The organism is Buchnera aphidicola (Cinara kochiana kochiana) (genome assembly GCF_900698905.1).
In the GTDB taxonomy this organism is placed as follows: Bacteria; Pseudomonadota; Gammaproteobacteria; order Enterobacterales; family Enterobacteriaceae; genus Buchnera_F; species Buchnera_F aphidicola_W.
Window position 1 is genome coordinate 296,562 of the sequence record NZ_LR217707.1, and the last position, 20,389, is coordinate 316,950.

The following is a 20,389-nucleotide window of genomic DNA, read 5'->3' on the forward strand; positions in this document are numbered from 1 at the left end:
AAAATATGAATAATTCCATCTACTCAATCGAAAATCAATATAAAAAAAAAAATATTCCATTATTTAATTCAGGTGATTCTATAATCGTAAAAATATGGATATTAGAAGGAAACAAAAAACGCATACAATCTTTTGAAGGAATTGTAATCGCCAAAAGAAATAGAAATCTTAATTCATCCTTTACAGTTCGCAAAATATCCAACGGAGAGGGAGTAGAAAGAACCTTTTTAATTCATTCTCCTAATATACATGAAATAAAAATTATAAAAAAAGGATTAGTTAAAAGAGCAAAATTATATTATTTACGTAACCGTACTGGTAAATCAGCAAGAATCAAAGAGCGTTTAAAGTAACTTATATACTATTTATTATGTTAATACTAAATTAACAAAATATTTAAACAAATAATTAAAAATAATAAATTTATTTATATAAATTATGCAGTCAGAATATAATAAAATTGACTGCACAATATATCATTAATTAATTTTTCAACATGTTCCGCTAATAGTCATTTTATCTACTTTAATGGTAGGTTGACCAACATTTACAGGTACAGTTTGCCCATTTTTTCCGCAATTACCTAATCCGCTAGCCATTTGCAAGTTATTTCCTACCATAGATATAGACTTCATTACCTCAATCCCTGACCCAATTAACGTAGCTCCTTTTAATGGATGAAAAATCTTTCCATTTTTTATAAGGTACGCCTCTGAAGTAGAAAAAACAAAATTTCCAGAAGTAATATCTACTTGACCACCACTAAAATTAACAGCATATATACCATAATCTACACTATTAATAATATCTAAATGATTATCGGAACCTGATAATAAATATGTATTTGTCATACGAGGCATGGGTAAATGAGCATATGATTCTCGTCGACCATTTCCAGTACTTTTTTGATACATAACATGTGCATTTAATTTATCTTGCAAAAAAGATTTTAAAACCCCATTTTTAATTAAAATATTATATTGGCCAGGTGTTCCTTCATCATCGATATTAACTGAACCCCTACTGCCGTGTAATGTTCCGTTATCTACAATTGTACATAAATTAGAAGCAACTTTTTGACCAATTTTTTTAGTAAAAATAGATGTTTTCTTGCGAATAAAATCTCCCTCTAAACCATGTCCAACCGCCTCATGAAATAAAATACCAGGCCATCCTGGACCCAAAACAACTGGAAAAGAACCAGCTGGAGAAATTTTAGCAGATAATGTAGTTAACGCAATACGAACTGCTTCTTTAGTCCAAAAGTCTATTAACATTTCATTATTGGTTTTTTTTTTAAAAAAATCATTTATTTTAAATCTACCGCCCCCGCCATGAAAACCTTTTTCTCTCTTATTATTTTGCTCAACTATAATTTCAATAGTTATATATACTAAAGATCGAGCATCACTAGCTGGTACCATGCTGTCAGTAGATCCAACTAAAATTTCTTCTTGTTCACACGTTAATACAGCCTGAACATCAATGACACGATAATCTTGGCTTCTAGCTAAATTGTCAATATAATTTAAAATATAAATTTTTTTTTCAACATAATTATCATCTATTAAATTAAATGAAGAATATGCATTTACAGAATGTAAATATACTTGTTTATTAATAATATTACCTGTTTTTACATTAGACAACATTTTACATACTGTATCAATAGAATTATTTAAATTATTTAATTTAATGGAATTCGTATATGAAAAACTAGTAGAAGTATTTTTTATAGCTCGTATTCCTACTCCTTCATCAAAAAAGTAAGTACCCTTTTTAATAATTTTATTTTCTAAAACCCATATTTCTTGTTCTTTTGATTGAAAATAAATATCTCCAAAATCAATTTTTTTATCTAACATATTATCTAATAAAATAGAAATATTTTTTTTATTAATATTATACTTATTTAATAAAATATCTATCATTATAAAAAATCTCTTTATAAAGCTATAAATTTAAAAATAATAAAATAATATAAATATTTTTATAAATATTTTTAAAAATATTTAATGAAATTATTTATATTGTTTTTATATAAAAAATATTGATAATAATTACTATAAAATAACTACATAATAATTTTATAAAATGTTATTATATATATAATAAAATTAATATTATTTTAATTAAAAATTTATATTATCGAGGTTGCTAATGAGTAATAAGTTTCAAATTTTATTAATTAACGGACCTAATTTAAATTTATTAGGTACACGAGAAACTAAGATATACGGTACAGAAACATTACCTCAAATTATTAAAAAAATAAAAAATATAGGACAACGTTTAAACGCTGATCTATATGACTTTCAGTCTAATGCAGAACATAAAATAGTAGAAAAAATACATGAAAGTAAAAAAAATAAAATACAATTTATCTTAATTAATCCAGGAGCATTTGCTCATACCAGTGTATCTATACGAGATGCTTTATTAGCCATACAAATTCCTTTTTTTGAAATTCATATTTCCAATATTTTTTCTCGAGAAAACTTTCGTTCACATTCATGGATATCTGATATATCTAATGGTATTATATCTGGATTTGGACCTGACGGATATACATGGGCACTACATACAGCTATAAAGATATTGTCAAAATAATATATATATAAAAATATAAAAATAATATTTATCTAGTAAAATTATTATTTTGATAATATAAATTTAATTTTTTTCTCAATGTTCCGCGATTAATCCCTAAAATTAAAGCTGCTTTTGTTTGATTACCTCGTGTATATTGCATAATACTATCAAATAATGGTTTTTCAATTTCAGATAAAAACATTTGATATAAATTATTTTCTGTTTTTTCAATGACGATTAAAAAATAATTTTTTAAAGCGATTTTAATATAATTAATTAAAGGAGTATAAAATACTTTTTCATTAATAATATTTGATACTATAAACTGACTAGAAATTTTTTGATTATTAAACATATAGTTGCTTAGTTAATTTTATAGAGTTTATTTTGAAAAAATATATATAAAACATATTTTTATTTTAAATATCCTATAATCTTTTACAAAATCAACCAGAATATAAGATATATCATATGAACAAAAAATAAATTAAAATAATTAACATTATATATATTATTTCATATCTTCTGAATATAAAGAATGTAATAATTGTACCATATCTATTGGAGGACTAACCATCCAATTTTGCAATTTACGTGTAGAAGGATGCAAAAACTGTAACATACTAGCATGTAAGGCTGGTCTAGAAAATTTTAATAAAAAATTATATGTTAATTTAGAATAACCTAAAAAATTTGGTTTAATACCTCTAGAATATACATGATCACCAAATATTGGATGTAAAATAGAAGAAATATGTACTCTAATTTGATGCATTCTACCTGTTTCCATAGAAACACGAATATGTGTATAATTTCTAAAAATAGTAATTACTTTATAATATGTAACTGCTGGTTTGCCACCAATACCTACAGACATCATCGTTCTATTATGGATATTTCTTTTAATAGGAACATTAATAGTTCCATCATATTCAATACGGCCAATTACAATTGCATCATATTCTTTAATTACTTGACGTTGTTTAAATAAATTAATTAAATAATAATACGCAAAAATTGTCCGAGCTACAACTAATAAACCGGAAGTATTACGATCTAAGCGATGAACTATACCTGCTCTCGGTAACATAAAATTATTTTTATAATGAAAAATTAAAGCGTTTAATAATGTGCCTGAAGTATGCCCATAACCTAAATGAACAACTAAATTAAACGGTTTATTTAAAATAATTATTTCAGAATCTTCAAAAATAATATCTAAAAATATATTTTCTTTTTTTATTTCAATAAATTGAAAATCTTTTACTACATTAACTGAAATATAATCATTAAAAAAAATTTTTTTTTTGGAATAGTAACGATAACATTATTGACAGATACATATCCTAATAAAATCCATTTTTTTATACAAGAACGAGAAACTAAAGAAGTATTCTGAACTAAAATTTTATCTAATCTAGAATATTTTAATTTAGACAAAGAAACCAAAAAATTCAATTTAATCAAATTACACATACTATACTCACTAAATTATTATTTATTAAATAACATATAAAATATATTTATATTATTTTAACATAAAAACATGATAATATTATCATATAATAATTACTTATTATCTATTATTTCAATTAAAATTGAAAATTTTATATATATAAAATTATTTATATATATAAATCAATAAAAATGTCTTATATAAAATAATTATTTAATATCAAAATATAATTCATAGATACATACTATAATATGTCACAATCATATTATTTTATTCTATTTATATTTTATAGGCATACAAATATATGAAAACTGACAAAATTCGTACCTTATTTTTACAATTCTTTAAAGAAAAAAATCATAATATTATTCCAAGTAGCTCCTTAATTCCTAAAAAAGATAATACATTATTATTTACAAACGCGGGAATGAATCAATTTAAAGATATATATTTAGGATATAAAAAAAGCAGCACATCATCTTTTGCTAGCGCTCAGTATTGTATACGAACGGGAGGTAATCATGATGATTTAAAAAAAGTAGGTTATAAACCTTACCATCATACTCTATTTGAAATGCTAGGAAATTTTAGTTTTGGCGAATATTTTAAAGAAACTGCTATTACCTATGCATGGGAGTTTTTAACAGATAAAAAATGGCTTAATATACCTAAAAAAAAATTATGGGTTACATACTATTATCGTGATATTGAAACAAAAAAAATTTGGTTAAATATAATTAATATTAAACCTAATCATTTAATTACAATATATGATAAAAATAATACAGAATATAATTCTGATAATTTTTGGAGAATGGGAGATTCAGGTCCGTGCGGTCCGTGTACAGAAATTTTCTATGATCAACGATCATATTACAAAAAAATTGATATAGTTAAAGATTATCATCAATTTAAAAAATATTTTGTAGAAATTTGGAATTTAGTGTTTATGCAATTTAATCAAATTAAATCTAATAAACTAATCGATCTACCAACTCCATCAATAGATACAGGTATGGGATTAGAACGTATATCTGCAGTTTTACAAAAAGTTTCTTCAAGTTATCAAACAAATAACTTTACTCAACTAATGCAATCTATTAAAAAAAAATTATCAATCAAAAAAAATAATCATATTTCGTTAAGAATTATTACAGATCATATCCGTACATCTACTTGTCTAATTGCTGAAAATATAGTTCCCGGTAATGAAGGCAGAAATTATATTCTCAGAAAAATAATAAGACGCGCATTAAGTCATGGATATTTTATAGGTTTACATAAACCATTTTTTTATAAATTATCTAAATTTGTCATTAATAGTATGAAACAAATTAATATTGATTTTAATCTTCATAAAAAAATAGACATTATAAATAAAATATTATTTTATGAAGAAAAACAGTTTCACTACATATTAAAGATAGGATTAAATAAACTCCAAGAAGAAATTAAAAATCATAAAATATGTACAAAAAAAATATTTTATTTATATGAAACATTTGGTTTACCTATCGAAATAACCTTAGATATTTGTAAAAAAAACAAGATTTCAATTAATTTAAATAAAATAAATAAGTTAATAAAGTTAAAAACAAATAAAAAAAATAATAATAACGTTAAAATAATAAAAGATAATTCATATTTAACATTAATTACAAAAAAATCTATTTTTGATGGATATGATACATATATAAAAAAATCAAAAATTACTCAAATCATTTATAATAATAAAATTGTATCTCACTTATCTAAAAAAAATATAGGAATTTTAATATTAAATATTACACCTTTTTATAGCGAATCAAGCGGACAAATAGGAGATGTAGGAAAAATAATTAATAATAACGGAATATTTATTGTAGAAAATACAAAAAAAATTGGAAATTTTATTGTACATATAGGGCAAATGGAAAGAGGCATTTTAAATTTACATGATATAGTCACCGCAAAAATAAACATAAAAAAAAGAAAAAAAATACAATCCAATCATACATCCACTCATTTATTACATGCAGCACTAAATAAAGTTTTACAATCAGAAATAGTACAAAAAGGATCCTATATTGATGATAAATATCTAAGATTCGATTTTATTTATAACCATACCATCACTGAGCAAAATATCTATGAATTAGAAAAAATAATAAACAAAAAAATACAAAAAAATATATTAATCAATACTATTATTACACCTTTTAATAAAGCAAAAACATATAATGCTGTATACTTACATTCAAAAAAATATAAAAAAATAGTTCGTATGATTTGTATTAATAACTTTTCCATTGAATTATGTAATGGTACTCATCATAATACTACCGGTCAAATTGGATGTTTTAAAATTATTTCGCATAAAAACATCGGAAATTCAACAAAACGTATTACTGCAATAACCGGCTTACACGTTATAAACTATATAAATAAAAAAATAAAAAAAGAGAACAAGATAAAACGTCTATTTACAAATAGCCAAAATAATATTTATAAATCAATAAAAAAATCACTTAATGATATTTATAATATAAAAAAAGAAAATCTACAATTAATAAATCAAAATATTTTACAAATTTCCAAAAACCTGAGATCAACAGCATATACTATTAATAATATACATATTATTATTGAACCTTTATCTAATATAAAGCAAAAAATCCTTAGAAGTATATCCGATAATATTAAAAAAAAATTAAAACATGTAATTATTATATTAATCAGTAAAAATATTACAGTATTACAATTTTTAATTAATATTACAAAAAAAATAATCAAAGATATTAATGCATTAGATATTATGAAAATACTATTCTCTACATTATCCGGTCAAGGCGGCGGCAATAAATATCTGGTAGAAGGTAAATTAAACAATAATAAGTTTACTTCTAATAATATAAATACTATTAAACAAAAAATTATAAATAAAATCAAAAATAATATAAAAAAAAATAATGTTGTTATTTAAATTATAAAAATTTATTAAAAATATATACAAATATATTATATTATTTATATCTTCATATTTTAAAAAAAATAAATGTTTGTTTTAAAAAGGAATTAAAAGAATGCTTATTTTAACTCGTCGAATTGGCGAAACATTAATAATCGGCGATGAAATAACAATAACAATTTTAGGAATTAAAGGAAATCAAATTCGAGTAGGTATTGACGCTCCTAAAAAAATATCTGTACATAGAGAAGAAATCTACAAAAGAATTCAGTTAGAAAAAAAATTCACAAAAAAAAAATAAAAAATAAAATATTTACTGTATTTTGTTTATTAACAAAATACAGTATTAACAATACAATTGATTATTGATTGTAATATCATAATAATTACAATAAAAATTATTAATTTTTATTAAAAAAAATCTATTTGACTCTTTTTATAAAAATTAGTATTATATGTATTATATATAGGTGAGATGGCCGAGTGGTTTAAGGCGCTCCCCTGCTAAAGGAGTATGTACTAATCTGCATCGAGGGTTCAAATCCCTCTCTCACCACAATAATATTATTTATGCATCCGTAGCTTAGTTGGATAGAGCACTCGGCTACGAACCGAGAGGTTGAAGGTTCAAATCCTTCCGGATGCATAAATAATATTATTAATAATATGTTTATTAAAAATAAAAATTTAATTTGCATAAAAATAGTTAAATAATAATTATTACGACATAGGATTTTTATATTGTGTATGTCCCTAGAATTTATTGTAATCAATTAATAAAAATTAACACAATTATTCCATTAAAAAAAAATACTATTCATTATTGTATAAATGTTATAAGATTACAAGCAGGAGATTTAATTCATATATTTAATAATACAAATAATATATTTATATCCAAAATATTGGATATCAATAAAAACAATATTTTTATTAAAATAATTAAAAAAAAAAAAGAAAATAAAGAATCACCAACTAACATTCATTTAGGGCAATGTTACTCTAAAAGAATGAAATTTACGATAGAAAAATCGGTAGAATTAGGGATTAAATCAATCACCCCTATCATTATCAATAAACCATCCATTATAACTAAAATATCAAAAAAAATATGTTATTGGAACAAATTAATTATTTCTGCATGTATGCAGTCACAAAGAAATATTATTCCTAAATTAAACACACCATCTACAATATATCAATGGTGTAATTCTATACCTCAAAAATCTACTAAAATAATTTTCAATATAGATGCAAAAAAAAATATATGTGACGTTTCTAATAAATATAACAATATTTATATATTAATTGGATCTGAAAAAGGATTTAATAATAACGAAACAAAATATACAAAAGAAAAAAAATTTTTAAATGTAAAATTAGGACCTAGAATATTACGAACAGAAACAGCTAGTATTGTAGCCATTGCAGCACTACAAGTACATTTAGGAGATATATAAAATTTATTTTACTAAAAAAATTTATTTATTTAAAATATAATACTTAAAAGAACAATTTTTTATATTTATTCTTTATTTAAAGCAGTATCCATCATTTTATTTAACGCTAACATTCTAGATTTTATATGTTTTATACAATGAACAGATTTTTGTTTTTCTAATTCTAATTCATGACAAATATTTAAAGAAGTTATAAAAATTAATTGTTCTATATTATAAGCACCCGTTTTTTCTTTTAGTTCTTCTAAACGTTTATTCAAAACATCAGCTGCATAATATAACTCTGCAGAATTTTGATCGGGACAACTAACCCGTATAGAACGCCCTAAAAGCTCTACATCAATAGATGGTGATGACATAATTTATTCTCTTATAATAGTAAATTTTTAAAAAATCTATATAATAATAAAAATTATTATTAATATAGTCGTTTATTAATCAAAATGTTAAATAAAATTCAATATCAAGATATTATTTTTACTCCATCAATATAACTGACTAATAATAAATCTGCTTTTCTGTTACAAAATAATCCGACAGAAACTATACCCGGGATATTATTTATATGTTTCTCCAAATTAACAGGATTTTTAATACATAGATTGTATATATCAATAATATTATTACCATTATCTGTAATAAAATTTTTCCTATATTGCGGTATACCACCTAATTTTTTAATTTCTCTAGATACACTCCGTGTAGCCATAGGTATAACTTCAACTGGTATAGGGAAATTATCAAATTTAGGTATATATTTTGATTTATCAACTATACATAAAAATTTTTTAGAAACAGACGCAATAATTTTTTCTCTAGTAAGCGCTCCGCCACCTCCTTTTATCATTTCCATAGAATAATTAACTCGATCAGCGCTATCAATATAAATATCTAATGAATCTAGTGTATTAAGATCTATAACAGGAATATTATACGTGTTTAACCACTTTTCTGAAATACAAGAACTAGATACAGCTCCTTTAATATATCTTGAAATAGTTGACAATTCTTTAATAAAGAATTTTATTGTAGAGCCCGATCCAATTCCAATAATTGAATTTTTTGGAATATAATCTAATGCAGCTCTTGCTACAGATTTTTTTAACGCATCTAACATATATTCTCCATAATATATTAAAATTATTAAATAAAATATAGATATAATCGTAAAATAATCCGAAACTATAAATAAATGTTTCGATATACTAAATATATATTATTATAAATATTAATATTTAATGAATAATATTATTAATCCAATGATATTTTATCTGGGGTACCTGGATTCGAACCAGGGATGCCGGTATCAAAAACCGGTGCCGTAACCTCTTGGCTATACCCCAAAAAAATATATCTTTTAAAAATTTTAATTAATGAAGATTAATCGTACGGAAGGCGAGATTTGAACTCGCAAACCTTACAGTGCCAGAACCTAAATCTGGTGCGTCTACCATTTTCGCCACTTCCGCAAAAATAAACAAACAATCTCAATGGCTATAACGAGAATCGAACTCGTGACCTCAGCGTTATGAGTGCTGCGCTCTAACCAACTGAGCTACATAGCCGAATTATTAATTAAAATAATATTTATATAATAATTTTACACAAATATTTTTTTTTTACAATAAAAATTTATAAATAAACTATTTTTACTGTTAAAAATAATTTTTTTTTTAAAAAAACGTGATATTACAGTAAATTTTTAATAAAATATACATACTTTATATATAAACTTATTAAGGATATTTTAATAATGACAGATGTAAAAAATAATTTTATCAATAAAATAATAAACCGTTCAATATTAAGAAATCCTAATCGTAAAATAAGAACACGATTTCCTCCAGAACCTAATGGTTATTTACATATCGGACACGCGAAATCTATTTTCTTAAATTCTAATATTGCTAATAAGTATAACGGTACATGTAATCTTAGATTTGATGATACAAATCCTAAAAAAGAAAATATAAAATATATTAATGCAATCAAAAAAGATATAAAATGGTTAGGTTTTGAATGGTATAAAAATCCAAAATATACTTCAAATTATTTTCAACAACTATATCAGTATGCTATTCAATTAATTGAAAATAACTTAGCATATGTAGATGAACTAAATATAAAAGAAATAAAACAATATCGCGGAACATTAAAAAAAAAAGGAAAAAACAGTCCATTTAGAAATCGATCTATCGAAGAAAATTTAATATTATTTGAAAAAATGAAAAATGGAATATTTATAGAAGGGTCAATGTGTTTACGAGCAAAAATAAATATGAAATCTCCATACATTATTTTACGTGATCCTGTTTTGTACCGAATTATTTTTTCTGAACACCACCAAACAAAAAAAAAATGGTATATTTATCCAATGTATGATTTTGCCCATTGTATTGCAGATGCCTTAGAAGGAATTACACATTCTTTATGTACATTAGAATTTATAGATAATCGTCAATTATATATATGGATATTGAAAAAATTAAATTTTATCCAAAAACCTCCTAAACAATATGAATTTTCTAAACTAAATTTAGAAAATACCATTTTATCTAAAAGAAAAATACAACAACTAATAGACGCTAAATTAGTAAATGGATGGAATGATCCAAGACTACATACAATATCAGGCTTAAAAAGTAAAGGATATACAAAAAATTCTATAAAAATGTTTTGTCAAAAAATTGGCATTACCAAACAACAAAATATGATAGAATTATCCTTATTAGAATCTTGTATAAGAAAAGATCTAAATATGTCGTCTCCTAGACGAATGGCAGTAATTAATCCAATTAAATTGATTATTACAAATATTAATGAACATCATACAGAATATTTGCATGCTCCCAATCATCCTCATATAAAAAAAATGGGTACTAGAAAAATTCTATTTTCTAATGAAATATATATTGAAAAAGAAGATTTTTGTAAAAAACCAAATAAAGATTATAAAGGATTAATTTTAGGAGAAAAAGTTCGATTAAAATATTCTTATGTAATTCAAGCAAATAAAATTTTAAAAAATAAAAATAATAAAATATCATGTATTTTATGTACATGTGATTTAAACAAAAAAATTAAACAAAAATATAATATAATTCACTGGATATCTATAAAAAACTCTACTAAAGTTAAATTTAATTTATTTAATGTTTTATTTAAAAATAAAAATGCCGAACAAGAAAATAATATTATAGAAGCATATAATCATAACTCATGTATAATTAAAACAGGATATATTGAATCTATTATAAGTAGTGAAAAAATTAAACATGCCTATCAATTCGAAAGAATAGGGTATTTTATAAAAACAAAAAAAAAAAGTAAACATGATACAATCATATTCAATAGAATTGTTTCTTTAAAAAATAAATATAGAAAATTTTCTAAAATAAATTAACAAAATTAAAATTAAATAATTTTAAAAAAAATATAAATATTAATATTCATGCTTATGACAATCAATCTATAAAACAAGTAATTAAAATATACATATCTATATTTAAATAAATATATATCAAATATATTAATGACTCCCATTAATAATATTTTATACCTAAAAATAAAATATAATTATAAAAATTTTTTATAAAAAAGGATAAAAAATGTCAAAAATTAAAAAAATATTTGCTAGAGAAATATTAGATTCACGCGGTTATCCTACAGTTGAAGCTGAAGTTCATCTTAAAAGTGGACATATTGGGTTAGCCTCTTCTCCTTCCGGAGCATCTACAGGATCCAAAGAAGCATTAGAATTAAGAGATGGAGATAAAAATCGTTTTTCGGGAAAAGGAGTAAAAAAAGCAGTAAATTATATTAATAAAAATATTTCTAGAGCATTAATTAACAAAACATCTGATAATCAAAAAGAAATTGATAATTATATGATCCAATTAGATGGTACCCCAAATAAATCAAAATTTGGAGCTAATGCTATATTGGCTGTATCACTTGCGCTTGCAAAATCTGTTGCATTAGAAAAAAATATTCCGTTTTATTCTTATATTTCTCAACTGAATCAGTCTAATGAGAATTTTTCTATGCCACTTCCAATGATTAATATTATTAACGGTGGAATGCATGCTAATAATAGTATTGATATTCAAGAATTTATGATCCAACCTATAGGAGCTAAAAATATCAAACAAGCTATTCGAATGGGATCGGAAATTTTTCATACATTAGGAACTATTTTACAAGATAAAGGATATTCAACTTGTGTTGGAGACGAAGGAGGATATGCTCCAAATTTACACTCTAACGAAGCAGCATTATCTATGATTAGTTTAGCTGTAGAAAAATCTAATTATAAATTAGGAACAGATATTACATTCGCAATAGATTGTGCTGCATCAGAATTATTTGACAAACAAACCAAAAAATATAAATTAATACATGAAAATAAAGTATTTTCTTCACAAGAATTTACACACTATCTAGAAAAACTTACTTCTAAATATCCAATCTTATCTATAGAAGATGGACAACATGAGGATGATTGGGATGGTTTTATATATCAAACACATGTTTTAGGTAAAAAAATCCAATTAGTAGGTGATGATTTATTTGTTACAAATAAAAAAATTTTTAAATACGGAATTAAAAAAAAAATCGCTAATGCAATTTTAATAAAACTAAATCAAATAGGAACATTAACTGAAACATTAGAAACTATCCAGTTAGCTAAAAAATATAAATATTCTGTAATCATATCTCATCGATCTGGAGAAACAGAAGATACTAGTATTGCTGATTTATCAGTAGGAACATCTGCAGGACAAATAAAAACCGGATCTATGTGTAGATCAGATCGAACAGCAAAATATAATAGATTAATTAGAATAGAAGAATATTTAAAACAGGAAAATATCCCTTTAACAAATAATTTAAATACATTTACTAAAGATTAAGCAAATTAAAATTATTTAAAATATATAAAATCGTTCATTTGTAATTTTAATGGGGGAATTTACCCCTATTAAAAATTTTATTTATAAAAAAAATAATTATATTTTTAAATAAATAGATAATTAATATCTATAAATTTATCTTTATAATAAAATATTATTAATATATAAAACAGTTTATATATTAATATTAATAATAAAAATACTATAAATATGTATAATATTTAAAATATTATACATATAATATAAATAAATCAGGATATACATGGATAAAAAAACAATAATATTAATAGATGGACATTATTGTCTATATCAAACACATTTTTCATTTTTAAAATTAAAAAATAATAACGGAGAGCCTACTGGAGTAGTATATGGTTATATTAAAATATTTAATAAATTAACGAAAATATTCAATCCAAAAAAAATAATAACTATATTTGATACTCCAACACAAAATTTTAGACACAAACTATATACACAATATAAAAATAATAGACCACCAATACCTGAAAATTTAAAAAAACAAATACAACCATTACAAGAAATAATCAGAGCATTAGGTATACCTATCGTAAGTATAAATAACATCGAAGCTGATGATATAATAGGCACGTTATCAAAACAATTCAGTAAAAAAAAATATTATGTATTGATATATAGCGCTGATAAAGATTTAATTCAATTAATTAATAAACAAGTTTCTATTATTCCAGGAAATTTTAAAAAAGAAATATTAAACAAAAATAATGTATATAAAAAATATGGAATATCACCAACATCTATAGCAGATTTCTTAAGTTTAGTTGGAGATTCATCTGACAATATCCCTGGAGTACCCGGAATAGGAAAAAAAACTGCTATGATTCTTTTAAAACACTTTGTTAGTATTAAAGATATATACAATAATATCGAAAAAATTTATGATTTACCTATTAAAAACATAAAAAATATTACAAATAAATTAAAAGAAAATAAAAAAATAGCTTTTTTATCATATCATTTAACAAAAATTAATAAAAATATTTTAATAGATAATTTTATTACTACAATTAAATATTATCCAGCAAATATACCGCTATTATTACAAAAATTTAAATATTATCAATTTAACCAATATATTGAAAATATATATAATAATCAATTCCCCATCATTAATATGTACAAAAAAAAAAAAAATCATAATAAATGTATTGAAATTATTAATTTAAATGTTCTTTCAGAACTAATAAAACAAATAATTAAAAAAAAAATATTTTCTATAGCTATGTTCACGGCTACTGTAAACAAAAAAAATAATATTTTTTCTATGTCTATTTCTACTAAAAATCATACAACATGGTGGTATGTTTCTAATCAAAAAAAATCTAATACTAAAAGTATTAATAAAATTATAATTCTAAATACTATTAAATCTATTTTAGAAGACGAAAAATACCGCAAGATAGGTACAAATTTAAAAAATATATTTCATTTATTAAAAAAATTTAATATTACATTAAATGGAATGTATTTCGATACATCAATCGCATGTTATAATTATAAACTAAGTAATACATATAAAAACTATCAAAAATATCTTATTAATACACATCCTATAAAATATACAAGTTATAATTTAGAAAAATTAATTCATAATATTACTCAAGAATCTTTAATGTCATTAAAAATATATTTAAAGACTAAAGATTATTTCAGTATAAAAGATAAAAAAAAAATCTTTTATTCTATTGATATGCCATTATTACAAGTGTTATCAACTATGGAAAATAATGGTGTTTTAAAAAAAAAAAAAATATTAAAAAAACAAAAAAAAAAAACTATAAAAACATTAAATAAATTAAAAAAAAAAATATATTATATAACTCAAGAAAAATTTAATATTAAATCTAATAAACAAATACAATATATACTATTTAAGAAATATAATTTTCCACATATTCAAAAAACAAAAAGTGGTAATATTTCTACTAATGAAAAAGTTCTTTTGGAATTATCTAAAATTCATAAATTACCAAAAATTATTTTACAATATAGAATTCTAAGCAAATTAAAAAATACTTATTTAACAAAATTAATTCAATTAATAAACAAAAAAACAAATAAAATTCATACTACATATCACCAAACATCTACTTCAACTGGGAGATTATCTTCTAGAAACCCTAATTTACAAAATATTCCCATTAAAACTAAATTAGGAAGAAAAATTAGAATAGCATTTATTGTAAAAAAAAAATGGTTATTATTAACTGCAGATTATTCTCAAATTGAATTAAGGATAATGGCGCATTATTCGCAAGACAAAAAAATGATACAAGATTTGTCATTTGATCAAGATATACATCTTGAAACAGCTAAACATATTTTTAAAATAAAATCTGAACAAATAAAATCTTATCATAGAAATATTGCTAAAGTTATAAACTTTTCTATATTATACGGAATTAGTCCATTTGGACTATCTCAACAATTAAATATTTCTATATTAGAAGCTAGCGAATATATTAAGAATTATTTTTTAACATATAGAAAAATAAAAAAATATATAAAATATATTTATCATATTGCAAAGAAAAATAAATATATAACTACTTTGTTTGGAAGAAATATATATATACCTGATATTAATTCAACTAATAAAACAGTAAAAAACTACGCAAAACGTTTTTGTATAAATTCAATTATCCAAAATACTGCTTCAGATATTATCAAAACATCTATGATTAAATTACATACTATATTTAAAAAAAATTTTCGTAATGATGCAAAAATAATTATGCATATACATGATGAATTAATATTTGAAATAAAAGAAGAAAAAAAAAAACCATTAATACATTTAATTAAACATTATATGGAAAATAGCACAAAACTAATAACACCTTTATATATTTCTATTAAAATAGGAAAAAATTGGAAAGAACTAAAATCATACACGTTAAATACATCTATATAATTTGTACCATTTATATAATTGATTTTGTATAAAAAAAATATCCGATTTTTTAAATTTAGAAAAACTACATACAACAATATTAGGATTAAATTTCAATAAAATATTATTTATGTATAATAACTTTATAGCTAATTTTTGTCTAGAAACTTTATCGCTTTTTGTTAACACTAATAAAATAGGAAATAATTTATATTTTAATGCTTTTAAAATCATTGAATCTAATGGTTTAAGAGCAACACGAATGTCAGATATTATAACAACACCGTATAAGCATTTTCTATTTTTTAAATAAAATAATAAACTTTTGTGAAGTACTGTATTAGTTAAATGATCTATTTTAGAATATCCATATCCTGGAAAATCTAATAATCTAAAATCTGATAAAACACTAAAAAAATTTATTGTTCTTGTTCTGCCAGGTAATTTGCTAACTCGTGCTAATTTTTTATTATTGGTAATACAATTAAGTATACTAGATTTTCCGGAATTAGAGTATCCTAAAAACGCAACTTCCATTCCAAAAAATTCTTTTAATTTAACGGAATTAACAATACTTTTTACAAAAAATGTTTTATTAAATTTTATACTATTCAAATAGATATTTTCCTTGTTAATAAATAAAACTAATTAATAATAATTAATTTCAAAAAAATGATTTATGTCTTAAAAAATATTGTAAAATATAAATATAATTATACACTAAAAATATTAATGTTTAAATTTTATATATAAATTTTTTAAATGTACTAAAATCATAATTTTTATAAAAACATTTAATATTTCATTATTAATAAATATAAATTTATTTATATATTAAATAAATTATGTTCAATATATAAAATATTTTATCAAATAATTATTTATTTAATAAAAATAATATTTATTATTAAATAAAATTTAATATACATTACAATAAACTTTTAAAAATAAAACTGGTATTCATATGAATAAAATGATTAGAAATATTGCCATAATTGCTCATGTTGATCATGGGAAAACAACATTACTAGATCAATTATTACAACAATCCGGTACATTTCAACAACATGAAGAAAAAATAGATAGAATTATGGACTCTAATGAATTAGAAAAAGAAAGAGGCATTACTATATTATCCAAACATACTTCTATAAAATGGAAAAATTATCATATCAATATTATCGATACCCCAGGTCATGCAGATTTTGGAGGGGAAGTAGAAAGAATATTATCTATGGTAGATTCCGTATTATTGGTTGTAGATGCGTTCGAAGGCCCAATGCCCCAAACACGTTATGTTACTAAAAAATCATTTTTATATAAAATAAAACCAATTATTATAATTAATAAAATGGATAGACCTACTATTAGACCAGACTGGGTTATTAATCAAATATTTGATTTATTTGTTGATTTATCAGCTAATGATGACCAGTTAGATTTTCCTGTTATATATACATCAGCTTTGCTAGGTCATTCCGGTTATCATCCTGATAAAATGCACGATAATATGATTCCATTATTAAACGCAATAATAGAATATACACCTACACCAAATATATCATCAAAAAATTTTCTTCAAATACAGATATCTCAATTAGATTTTAATAATTATTTTGGAATGATTGGAATTGGAAAAATACAACAAGGACAATTAAAAACAAATCAAACAGTTTCAGTTTTAAGAAACAAAAAAAAGATTTATACAGGAAAAATAAATAATATTCTTAAATTTTATGGTTTAAAACAAAAAAAAATAGAAATTGCATATACTGGTGATATAATTGCAATTACAGGTTTAAATGATATTCAGATATCAGATACTATTTGTGATCCTGAATTTTTACACCCTTTACCTAATCTAGAAATAGATGAACCAACAGTAAACATGCTATTTTGTGTAAATCAATCACCTTTTTGTGGTAAAGAAGGAAAATATATAACTTCTCGTCAAATTCTAGAACGACTAAAAAAAGAAACTATTCGAAATATTTCTTTAAAAGTAGAAGAAACAAAAAATTCAAATATCTTTTCTGTTTCAGGAAGGGGAGAATTACATTTATCTATTTTACTTGAACAGTTAAGAAGAGAAAATTTTGAAGTAGAAGTTTCAAGACCTAAAGTAATTTTTAAAGAAAAAAATAATGTTTTAACTGAACCTTTTGAAATAGTATTATTAGATATTGAAAAAAAACATCAAGGCCAATTAATACAGAAGTTAGGTGAATTAAGGGGCGAAATACAAAGTATTATATCAAACGAATATAATAGAATTCAAATTGAATGCATATTATCTAGTAGGTCTCTAATTGGATTTAGATCTGAATTTATGAACATTACCTCTGGTAGCGGTACTTTTTTTTCTTCTATTAGTCATTATGGTGCAGTTCAAAAAAATCAATTTGGACAAAGAAAAAACGGAGTTCTTATTTCAAAAAAAACTGGTACCGCTGTATCTTTTTCCATTCATAACTTACAAAATCGCGGCAAAATGTTCATACAACATGGTGAAAAAGTATACGAAGGTCAAATAGTAGGAATACACAATAGATCTAATGACCTAACTGTTAACTGCTTAATTGGTAAAAAATTAACCAATATGCGTGCTTCTGGAACCGATGAAGCCATTACTTTAATTACACCAATTAAAATTACTCTAGAATATGCTCTTAATTTTGTAAATGATGATGAATTAATTGAAGTAACGCCTTATTCAATACGATTTAGAAAAATACACTTAACAGAAAGCGATAGAAAAAAATTTAAAAAAAAATAATAGTTTTATCCGAAAAAATTTTTATAAAAATTATTATTGTGATAATTACGAAAGAGAATCTTTATTTTATAAAAAAAGATTCTTTTTATAATATATATTTCAAATCAAGTATTTCAATAAATGACACATTAATGTAAAATCGATTTTTACATAAAATTAAAAATATTAAAATAAATTACTAAATTTTCAATATTCATTAATATTATCTTATTTCGTATATATTAAAACACAAAAATAATTTTATATAATATAATTAAATCACATTATTTTTAATACTCTAACATTCAAATATTCTAAATTTAATATCTGGATCAGATGATAAAAAGAAAATATTTTTATACTTAAAAAATCTTTTCTTCATGCGAATTTGTAATAATATTTTTTTATCAAATATAGGAACCCATGCTAATATTATTCCAACATGATATACATTTCCTGTTTGATTATCAAAATAATCAATATTTTCAGAAATTTTAAGATTATATAAACAATTTTCACCTATTAAAGAACAAACAATAAACTGATTTATTTTTTTATTTTCATATTTACATAATATTTCCTGACCATAATAACAACCTTTATTAAAATCAATTGCATTCCATTCTTTTAAACCTAATGATTGCAATATAAATCGACCGGATATTTCATTATCAATAATCGGAAAATAAGATTCAATATCTAACCCTAACCACTGTTTGCTATCCCTATATATAGCGTGTTGTTTTATAAATTTTAAAAAACTAAATAATTCACTCTTATGTATAATTATTAAAAATCTATTAATAGGTTTATTAATTTTTAAAATAATTGTTTTTTTTGAAATAATTAATGATTGATTTTTATTAAATTTTTTCAAAAAAAATCTTTCTATAATCAATAAACTATCTGGTCCCAATAAACCAAATATTACGAAATTTATTTCTTTAGAAATATCTATTTTAGAAAATAAAGAATATTTTTTTAATTCATATATATGTTTTTTATATACTGAAGACCGTATAATATATAAATAACAATCATAATATTTAAATATAAAAAAAGAAGTCCATACTTTTCCGTTAATATTACAGTGAGCACCAACCTTATATTGATGTTTGCTAATTACATTCATATCTATTGTAAATTGATTATTTAAATATTCTTTTCTATCTATTCCTGTAATATTTATTAAAGACCAACTATCCAATTCCATAAATATATTATAGAATAAATTTTTACTCAGATAAATTATAGTATTGTCTATCTCATTATTTTTCATAAAATTATATATACCTTAAAATAAATATGAAATATATTTATATTAAATAATT

The 20,389-nt window shown here is 22.1% G+C and carries 17 protein-coding genes and 5 tRNA genes; 11 read left to right on the forward strand and 11 right to left on the reverse strand.

Going from position 1 to position 20,389, the window contains the following annotated elements; translation table 11 throughout:
• Positions 1-5: 5 nt before the first annotated feature.
• The gene (rplS, locus tag BUCIKOCA2762_RS01285; RefSeq protein ID WP_154028674.1) at positions 6-353 is read left to right on the forward strand and encodes a 50S ribosomal protein L19; all 348 of its coding nucleotides are present in this window, start codon (positions 6-8) and stop codon (positions 351-353) included.
• A 138-nt stretch (positions 354-491) separates the two neighbouring features.
• On the opposite strand, the gene tldD is transcribed toward rplS, so the two are convergent.
• Positions 492-1,931 (reverse strand): metalloprotease TldD, encoded by a 1,440-nt coding sequence (tldD, locus tag BUCIKOCA2762_RS01290; RefSeq protein ID WP_154028676.1) that lies wholly within the window; start codon positions 1,929-1,931, stop codon positions 492-494.
• A gap of 229 nt (positions 1,932-2,160) precedes the next feature.
• On the opposite strand from tldD, the gene aroQ reads away from it, so the two are divergent.
• Positions 2,161-2,610, forward strand: a complete 450-nt coding sequence (gene aroQ / locus BUCIKOCA2762_RS01295) for a type II 3-dehydroquinate dehydratase (RefSeq protein WP_154028678.1) — start codon at positions 2,161-2,163, stop codon at positions 2,608-2,610.
• Between the two features lie 28 nt (positions 2,611-2,638).
• Here aroQ and BUCIKOCA2762_RS01300 read toward each other — a convergent pair whose 3' ends face one another.
• The 3 genes from BUCIKOCA2762_RS01300 to BUCIKOCA2762_RS02080 form a co-directional block, all read right to left on the reverse strand.
• A complete protein-coding gene (locus BUCIKOCA2762_RS01300) occupies positions 2,639-2,947 on the reverse strand; it encodes a helix-turn-helix domain-containing protein (RefSeq protein ID WP_154028680.1) in 309 nt (102 codons plus the stop codon).
• Between the two features lie 156 nt (positions 2,948-3,103).
• Positions 3,104-3,892: an RluA family pseudouridine synthase gene (locus tag BUCIKOCA2762_RS01305; protein WP_331984533.1), complete on the reverse strand. Its 789-nt coding sequence runs from the start codon at positions 3,890-3,892 to the stop codon at positions 3,104-3,106.
• Complete coding sequence (locus BUCIKOCA2762_RS02080; RefSeq protein ID WP_232036828.1) at positions 3,859-4,068, reverse strand: S4 domain-containing protein; 210 nt, start codon at positions 4,066-4,068, stop codon at positions 3,859-3,861. Before BUCIKOCA2762_RS02080 ends, BUCIKOCA2762_RS01305 begins: the two co-directional genes overlap by 34 nt.
• Before the next feature lie 284 nt (positions 4,069-4,352).
• Here BUCIKOCA2762_RS02080 and alaS point away from each other — a divergent pair, with 284 nt between their 5' ends.
• The 5 genes from alaS to BUCIKOCA2762_RS01330 all read left to right on the forward strand — a co-directional run bounded on the left by alaS (position 4,353) and on the right by BUCIKOCA2762_RS01330 (position 8,455).
• The gene (gene alaS / locus BUCIKOCA2762_RS01310) at positions 4,353-7,010 is read left to right on the forward strand and encodes an alanine--tRNA ligase (protein WP_154028682.1); all 2,658 of its coding nucleotides are present in this window, start codon (positions 4,353-4,355) and stop codon (positions 7,008-7,010) included.
• A gap of 100 nt (positions 7,011-7,110) precedes the next feature.
• Positions 7,111-7,296, forward strand: a complete 186-nt coding sequence (gene csrA, locus BUCIKOCA2762_RS01315) for a carbon storage regulator CsrA (protein WP_154028684.1) — start codon at positions 7,111-7,113, stop codon at positions 7,294-7,296.
• A gap of 168 nt (positions 7,297-7,464) precedes the next feature.
• Positions 7,465-7,551: transfer RNA gene (locus tag BUCIKOCA2762_RS01320), tRNA-Ser, on the forward strand.
• A 16-nt stretch (positions 7,552-7,567) separates the two neighbouring features.
• A tRNA-Arg gene (locus BUCIKOCA2762_RS01325) sits at positions 7,568-7,641 on the forward strand.
• A 97-nt stretch (positions 7,642-7,738) separates the two neighbouring features.
• The gene (locus BUCIKOCA2762_RS01330; RefSeq protein ID WP_172598356.1) at positions 7,739-8,455 is read left to right on the forward strand and encodes a 16S rRNA (uracil(1498)-N(3))-methyltransferase; all 717 of its coding nucleotides are present in this window, start codon (positions 7,739-7,741) and stop codon (positions 8,453-8,455) included.
• Positions 8,456-8,520: 65 nt separating this feature from the next.
• Here BUCIKOCA2762_RS01330 and zapA read toward each other — a convergent pair whose 3' ends face one another.
• The 5 genes from zapA to BUCIKOCA2762_RS01355 all read right to left on the reverse strand — a co-directional run bounded on the left by zapA (position 8,521) and on the right by BUCIKOCA2762_RS01355 (position 10,020).
• Complete coding sequence (gene zapA, locus BUCIKOCA2762_RS01335; RefSeq protein WP_154028688.1) at positions 8,521-8,814, reverse strand: cell division protein ZapA; 294 nt, start codon at positions 8,812-8,814, stop codon at positions 8,521-8,523.
• Between the two features lie 104 nt (positions 8,815-8,918).
• The gene (gene rpiA / locus BUCIKOCA2762_RS01340; RefSeq protein WP_154028690.1) at positions 8,919-9,572 is read right to left on the reverse strand and encodes a ribose-5-phosphate isomerase RpiA; all 654 of its coding nucleotides are present in this window, start codon (positions 9,570-9,572) and stop codon (positions 8,919-8,921) included.
• Positions 9,573-9,726: 154 nt separating this feature from the next.
• Positions 9,727-9,798: transfer RNA gene (locus BUCIKOCA2762_RS01345), tRNA-Gln, on the reverse strand.
• A gap of 44 nt (positions 9,799-9,842) precedes the next feature.
• A tRNA-Leu gene (locus tag BUCIKOCA2762_RS01350) sits at positions 9,843-9,924 on the reverse strand.
• 22 nt (positions 9,925-9,946) lie between these two features.
• Positions 9,947-10,020: transfer RNA gene (locus BUCIKOCA2762_RS01355), tRNA-Met, on the reverse strand.
• Positions 10,021-10,208: 188 nt separating this feature from the next.
• Here BUCIKOCA2762_RS01355 and BUCIKOCA2762_RS01360 point away from each other — a divergent pair.
• The 3 genes from BUCIKOCA2762_RS01360 (at position 10,209) to polA (ending at position 16,324) form a co-directional block, all read left to right on the forward strand.
• Complete coding sequence (locus tag BUCIKOCA2762_RS01360; RefSeq protein WP_154028692.1) at positions 10,209-11,858, forward strand: glutamine--tRNA ligase/YqeY domain fusion protein; 1,650 nt, start codon at positions 10,209-10,211, stop codon at positions 11,856-11,858.
• Between the two features lie 205 nt (positions 11,859-12,063).
• Positions 12,064-13,368 carry a phosphopyruvate hydratase gene (gene eno / locus BUCIKOCA2762_RS01365; protein ID WP_154028694.1) on the forward strand — a complete coding sequence of 435 codons (1,305 nt, stop codon included), beginning with the start codon at positions 12,064-12,066 and terminating at the stop codon, positions 13,366-13,368.
• Positions 13,369-13,630: 262 nt separating this feature from the next.
• On the forward strand, positions 13,631-16,324 hold the full coding sequence (gene polA / locus BUCIKOCA2762_RS01370) for a DNA polymerase I (RefSeq protein ID WP_154028696.1): 2,694 nt from the start codon (positions 13,631-13,633) through the stop codon (positions 16,322-16,324).
• Here the strand turns inward: polA and yihA are convergent.
• Positions 16,307-16,918, reverse strand: coding sequence for a ribosome biogenesis GTP-binding protein YihA/YsxC (yihA, locus tag BUCIKOCA2762_RS01375; RefSeq protein WP_172598357.1), 612 nt, complete (start codon positions 16,916-16,918; stop codon positions 16,307-16,309). The two genes, polA and yihA, sit on opposite strands and share 18 nt — an antisense overlap.
• Positions 16,919-17,267: 349 nt before the next feature.
• Between yihA and typA the strand changes: the two genes are divergently transcribed.
• Positions 17,268-19,079: a translational GTPase TypA gene (gene typA, locus BUCIKOCA2762_RS01380; RefSeq protein ID WP_154028700.1), complete on the forward strand. Its 1,812-nt coding sequence runs from the start codon at positions 17,268-17,270 to the stop codon at positions 19,077-19,079.
• 277 nt (positions 19,080-19,356) lie between these two features.
• Here the strand turns inward: typA and BUCIKOCA2762_RS01385 are convergent, their stop codons facing one another.
• A complete protein-coding gene (locus tag BUCIKOCA2762_RS01385; RefSeq protein WP_154028702.1) occupies positions 19,357-20,337 on the reverse strand; it encodes a tRNA-modifying protein YgfZ in 981 nt (326 codons plus the stop codon).
• Between the last annotated feature and the right edge of the window lie 52 nt (positions 20,338-20,389).

Bases quoted from the DNA above. Each gene is read 5' to 3' on its own strand.
- BUCIKOCA2762_RS01360 (WP_154028692.1), top strand. From the start codon at position 10,209: ATGACAGATGTAAAAAATAATTTTATCAATAAAATAATAAACCGTTCA.
- BUCIKOCA2762_RS01300 (WP_154028680.1), bottom strand. From the start codon at position 2,947: ATGTTTAATAATCAAAAAATTTCTAGTCAGTTTATAGTATCAAATATT.
- rpiA (WP_154028690.1), bottom strand. From the start codon at position 9,572: ATGTTAGATGCGTTAAAAAAATCTGTAGCAAGAGCTGCATTAGATTAT.
- polA (WP_154028696.1), top strand. From the start codon at position 13,631: ATGGATAAAAAAACAATAATATTAATAGATGGACATTATTGTCTATAT.
- BUCIKOCA2762_RS01385 (WP_154028702.1), bottom strand. From the start codon at position 20,337: ATGAAAAATAATGAGATAGACAATACTATAATTTATCTGAGTAAAAAT.
- csrA (WP_154028684.1), top strand. From the start codon at position 7,111: ATGCTTATTTTAACTCGTCGAATTGGCGAAACATTAATAATCGGCGAT.
- typA (WP_154028700.1), top strand. From the start codon at position 17,268: ATGAATAAAATGATTAGAAATATTGCCATAATTGCTCATGTTGATCAT.
- zapA (WP_154028688.1), bottom strand. From the start codon at position 8,814: ATGTCATCACCATCTATTGATGTAGAGCTTTTAGGGCGTTCTATACGG.
- eno (WP_154028694.1), top strand. From the start codon at position 12,064: ATGTCAAAAATTAAAAAAATATTTGCTAGAGAAATATTAGATTCACGC.
- tldD (WP_154028676.1), bottom strand. From the start codon at position 1,931: ATGATAGATATTTTATTAAATAAGTATAATATTAATAAAAAAAATATT.
- rplS (WP_154028674.1), top strand. From the start codon at position 6: ATGAATAATTCCATCTACTCAATCGAAAATCAATATAAAAAAAAAAAT.
- BUCIKOCA2762_RS02080 (WP_232036828.1), bottom strand. From the start codon at position 4,068: ATGTGTAATTTGATTAAATTGAATTTTTTGGTTTCTTTGTCTAAATTA.
- aroQ (WP_154028678.1), top strand. From the start codon at position 2,161: ATGAGTAATAAGTTTCAAATTTTATTAATTAACGGACCTAATTTAAAT.
- alaS (WP_154028682.1), top strand. From the start codon at position 4,353: ATGAAAACTGACAAAATTCGTACCTTATTTTTACAATTCTTTAAAGAA.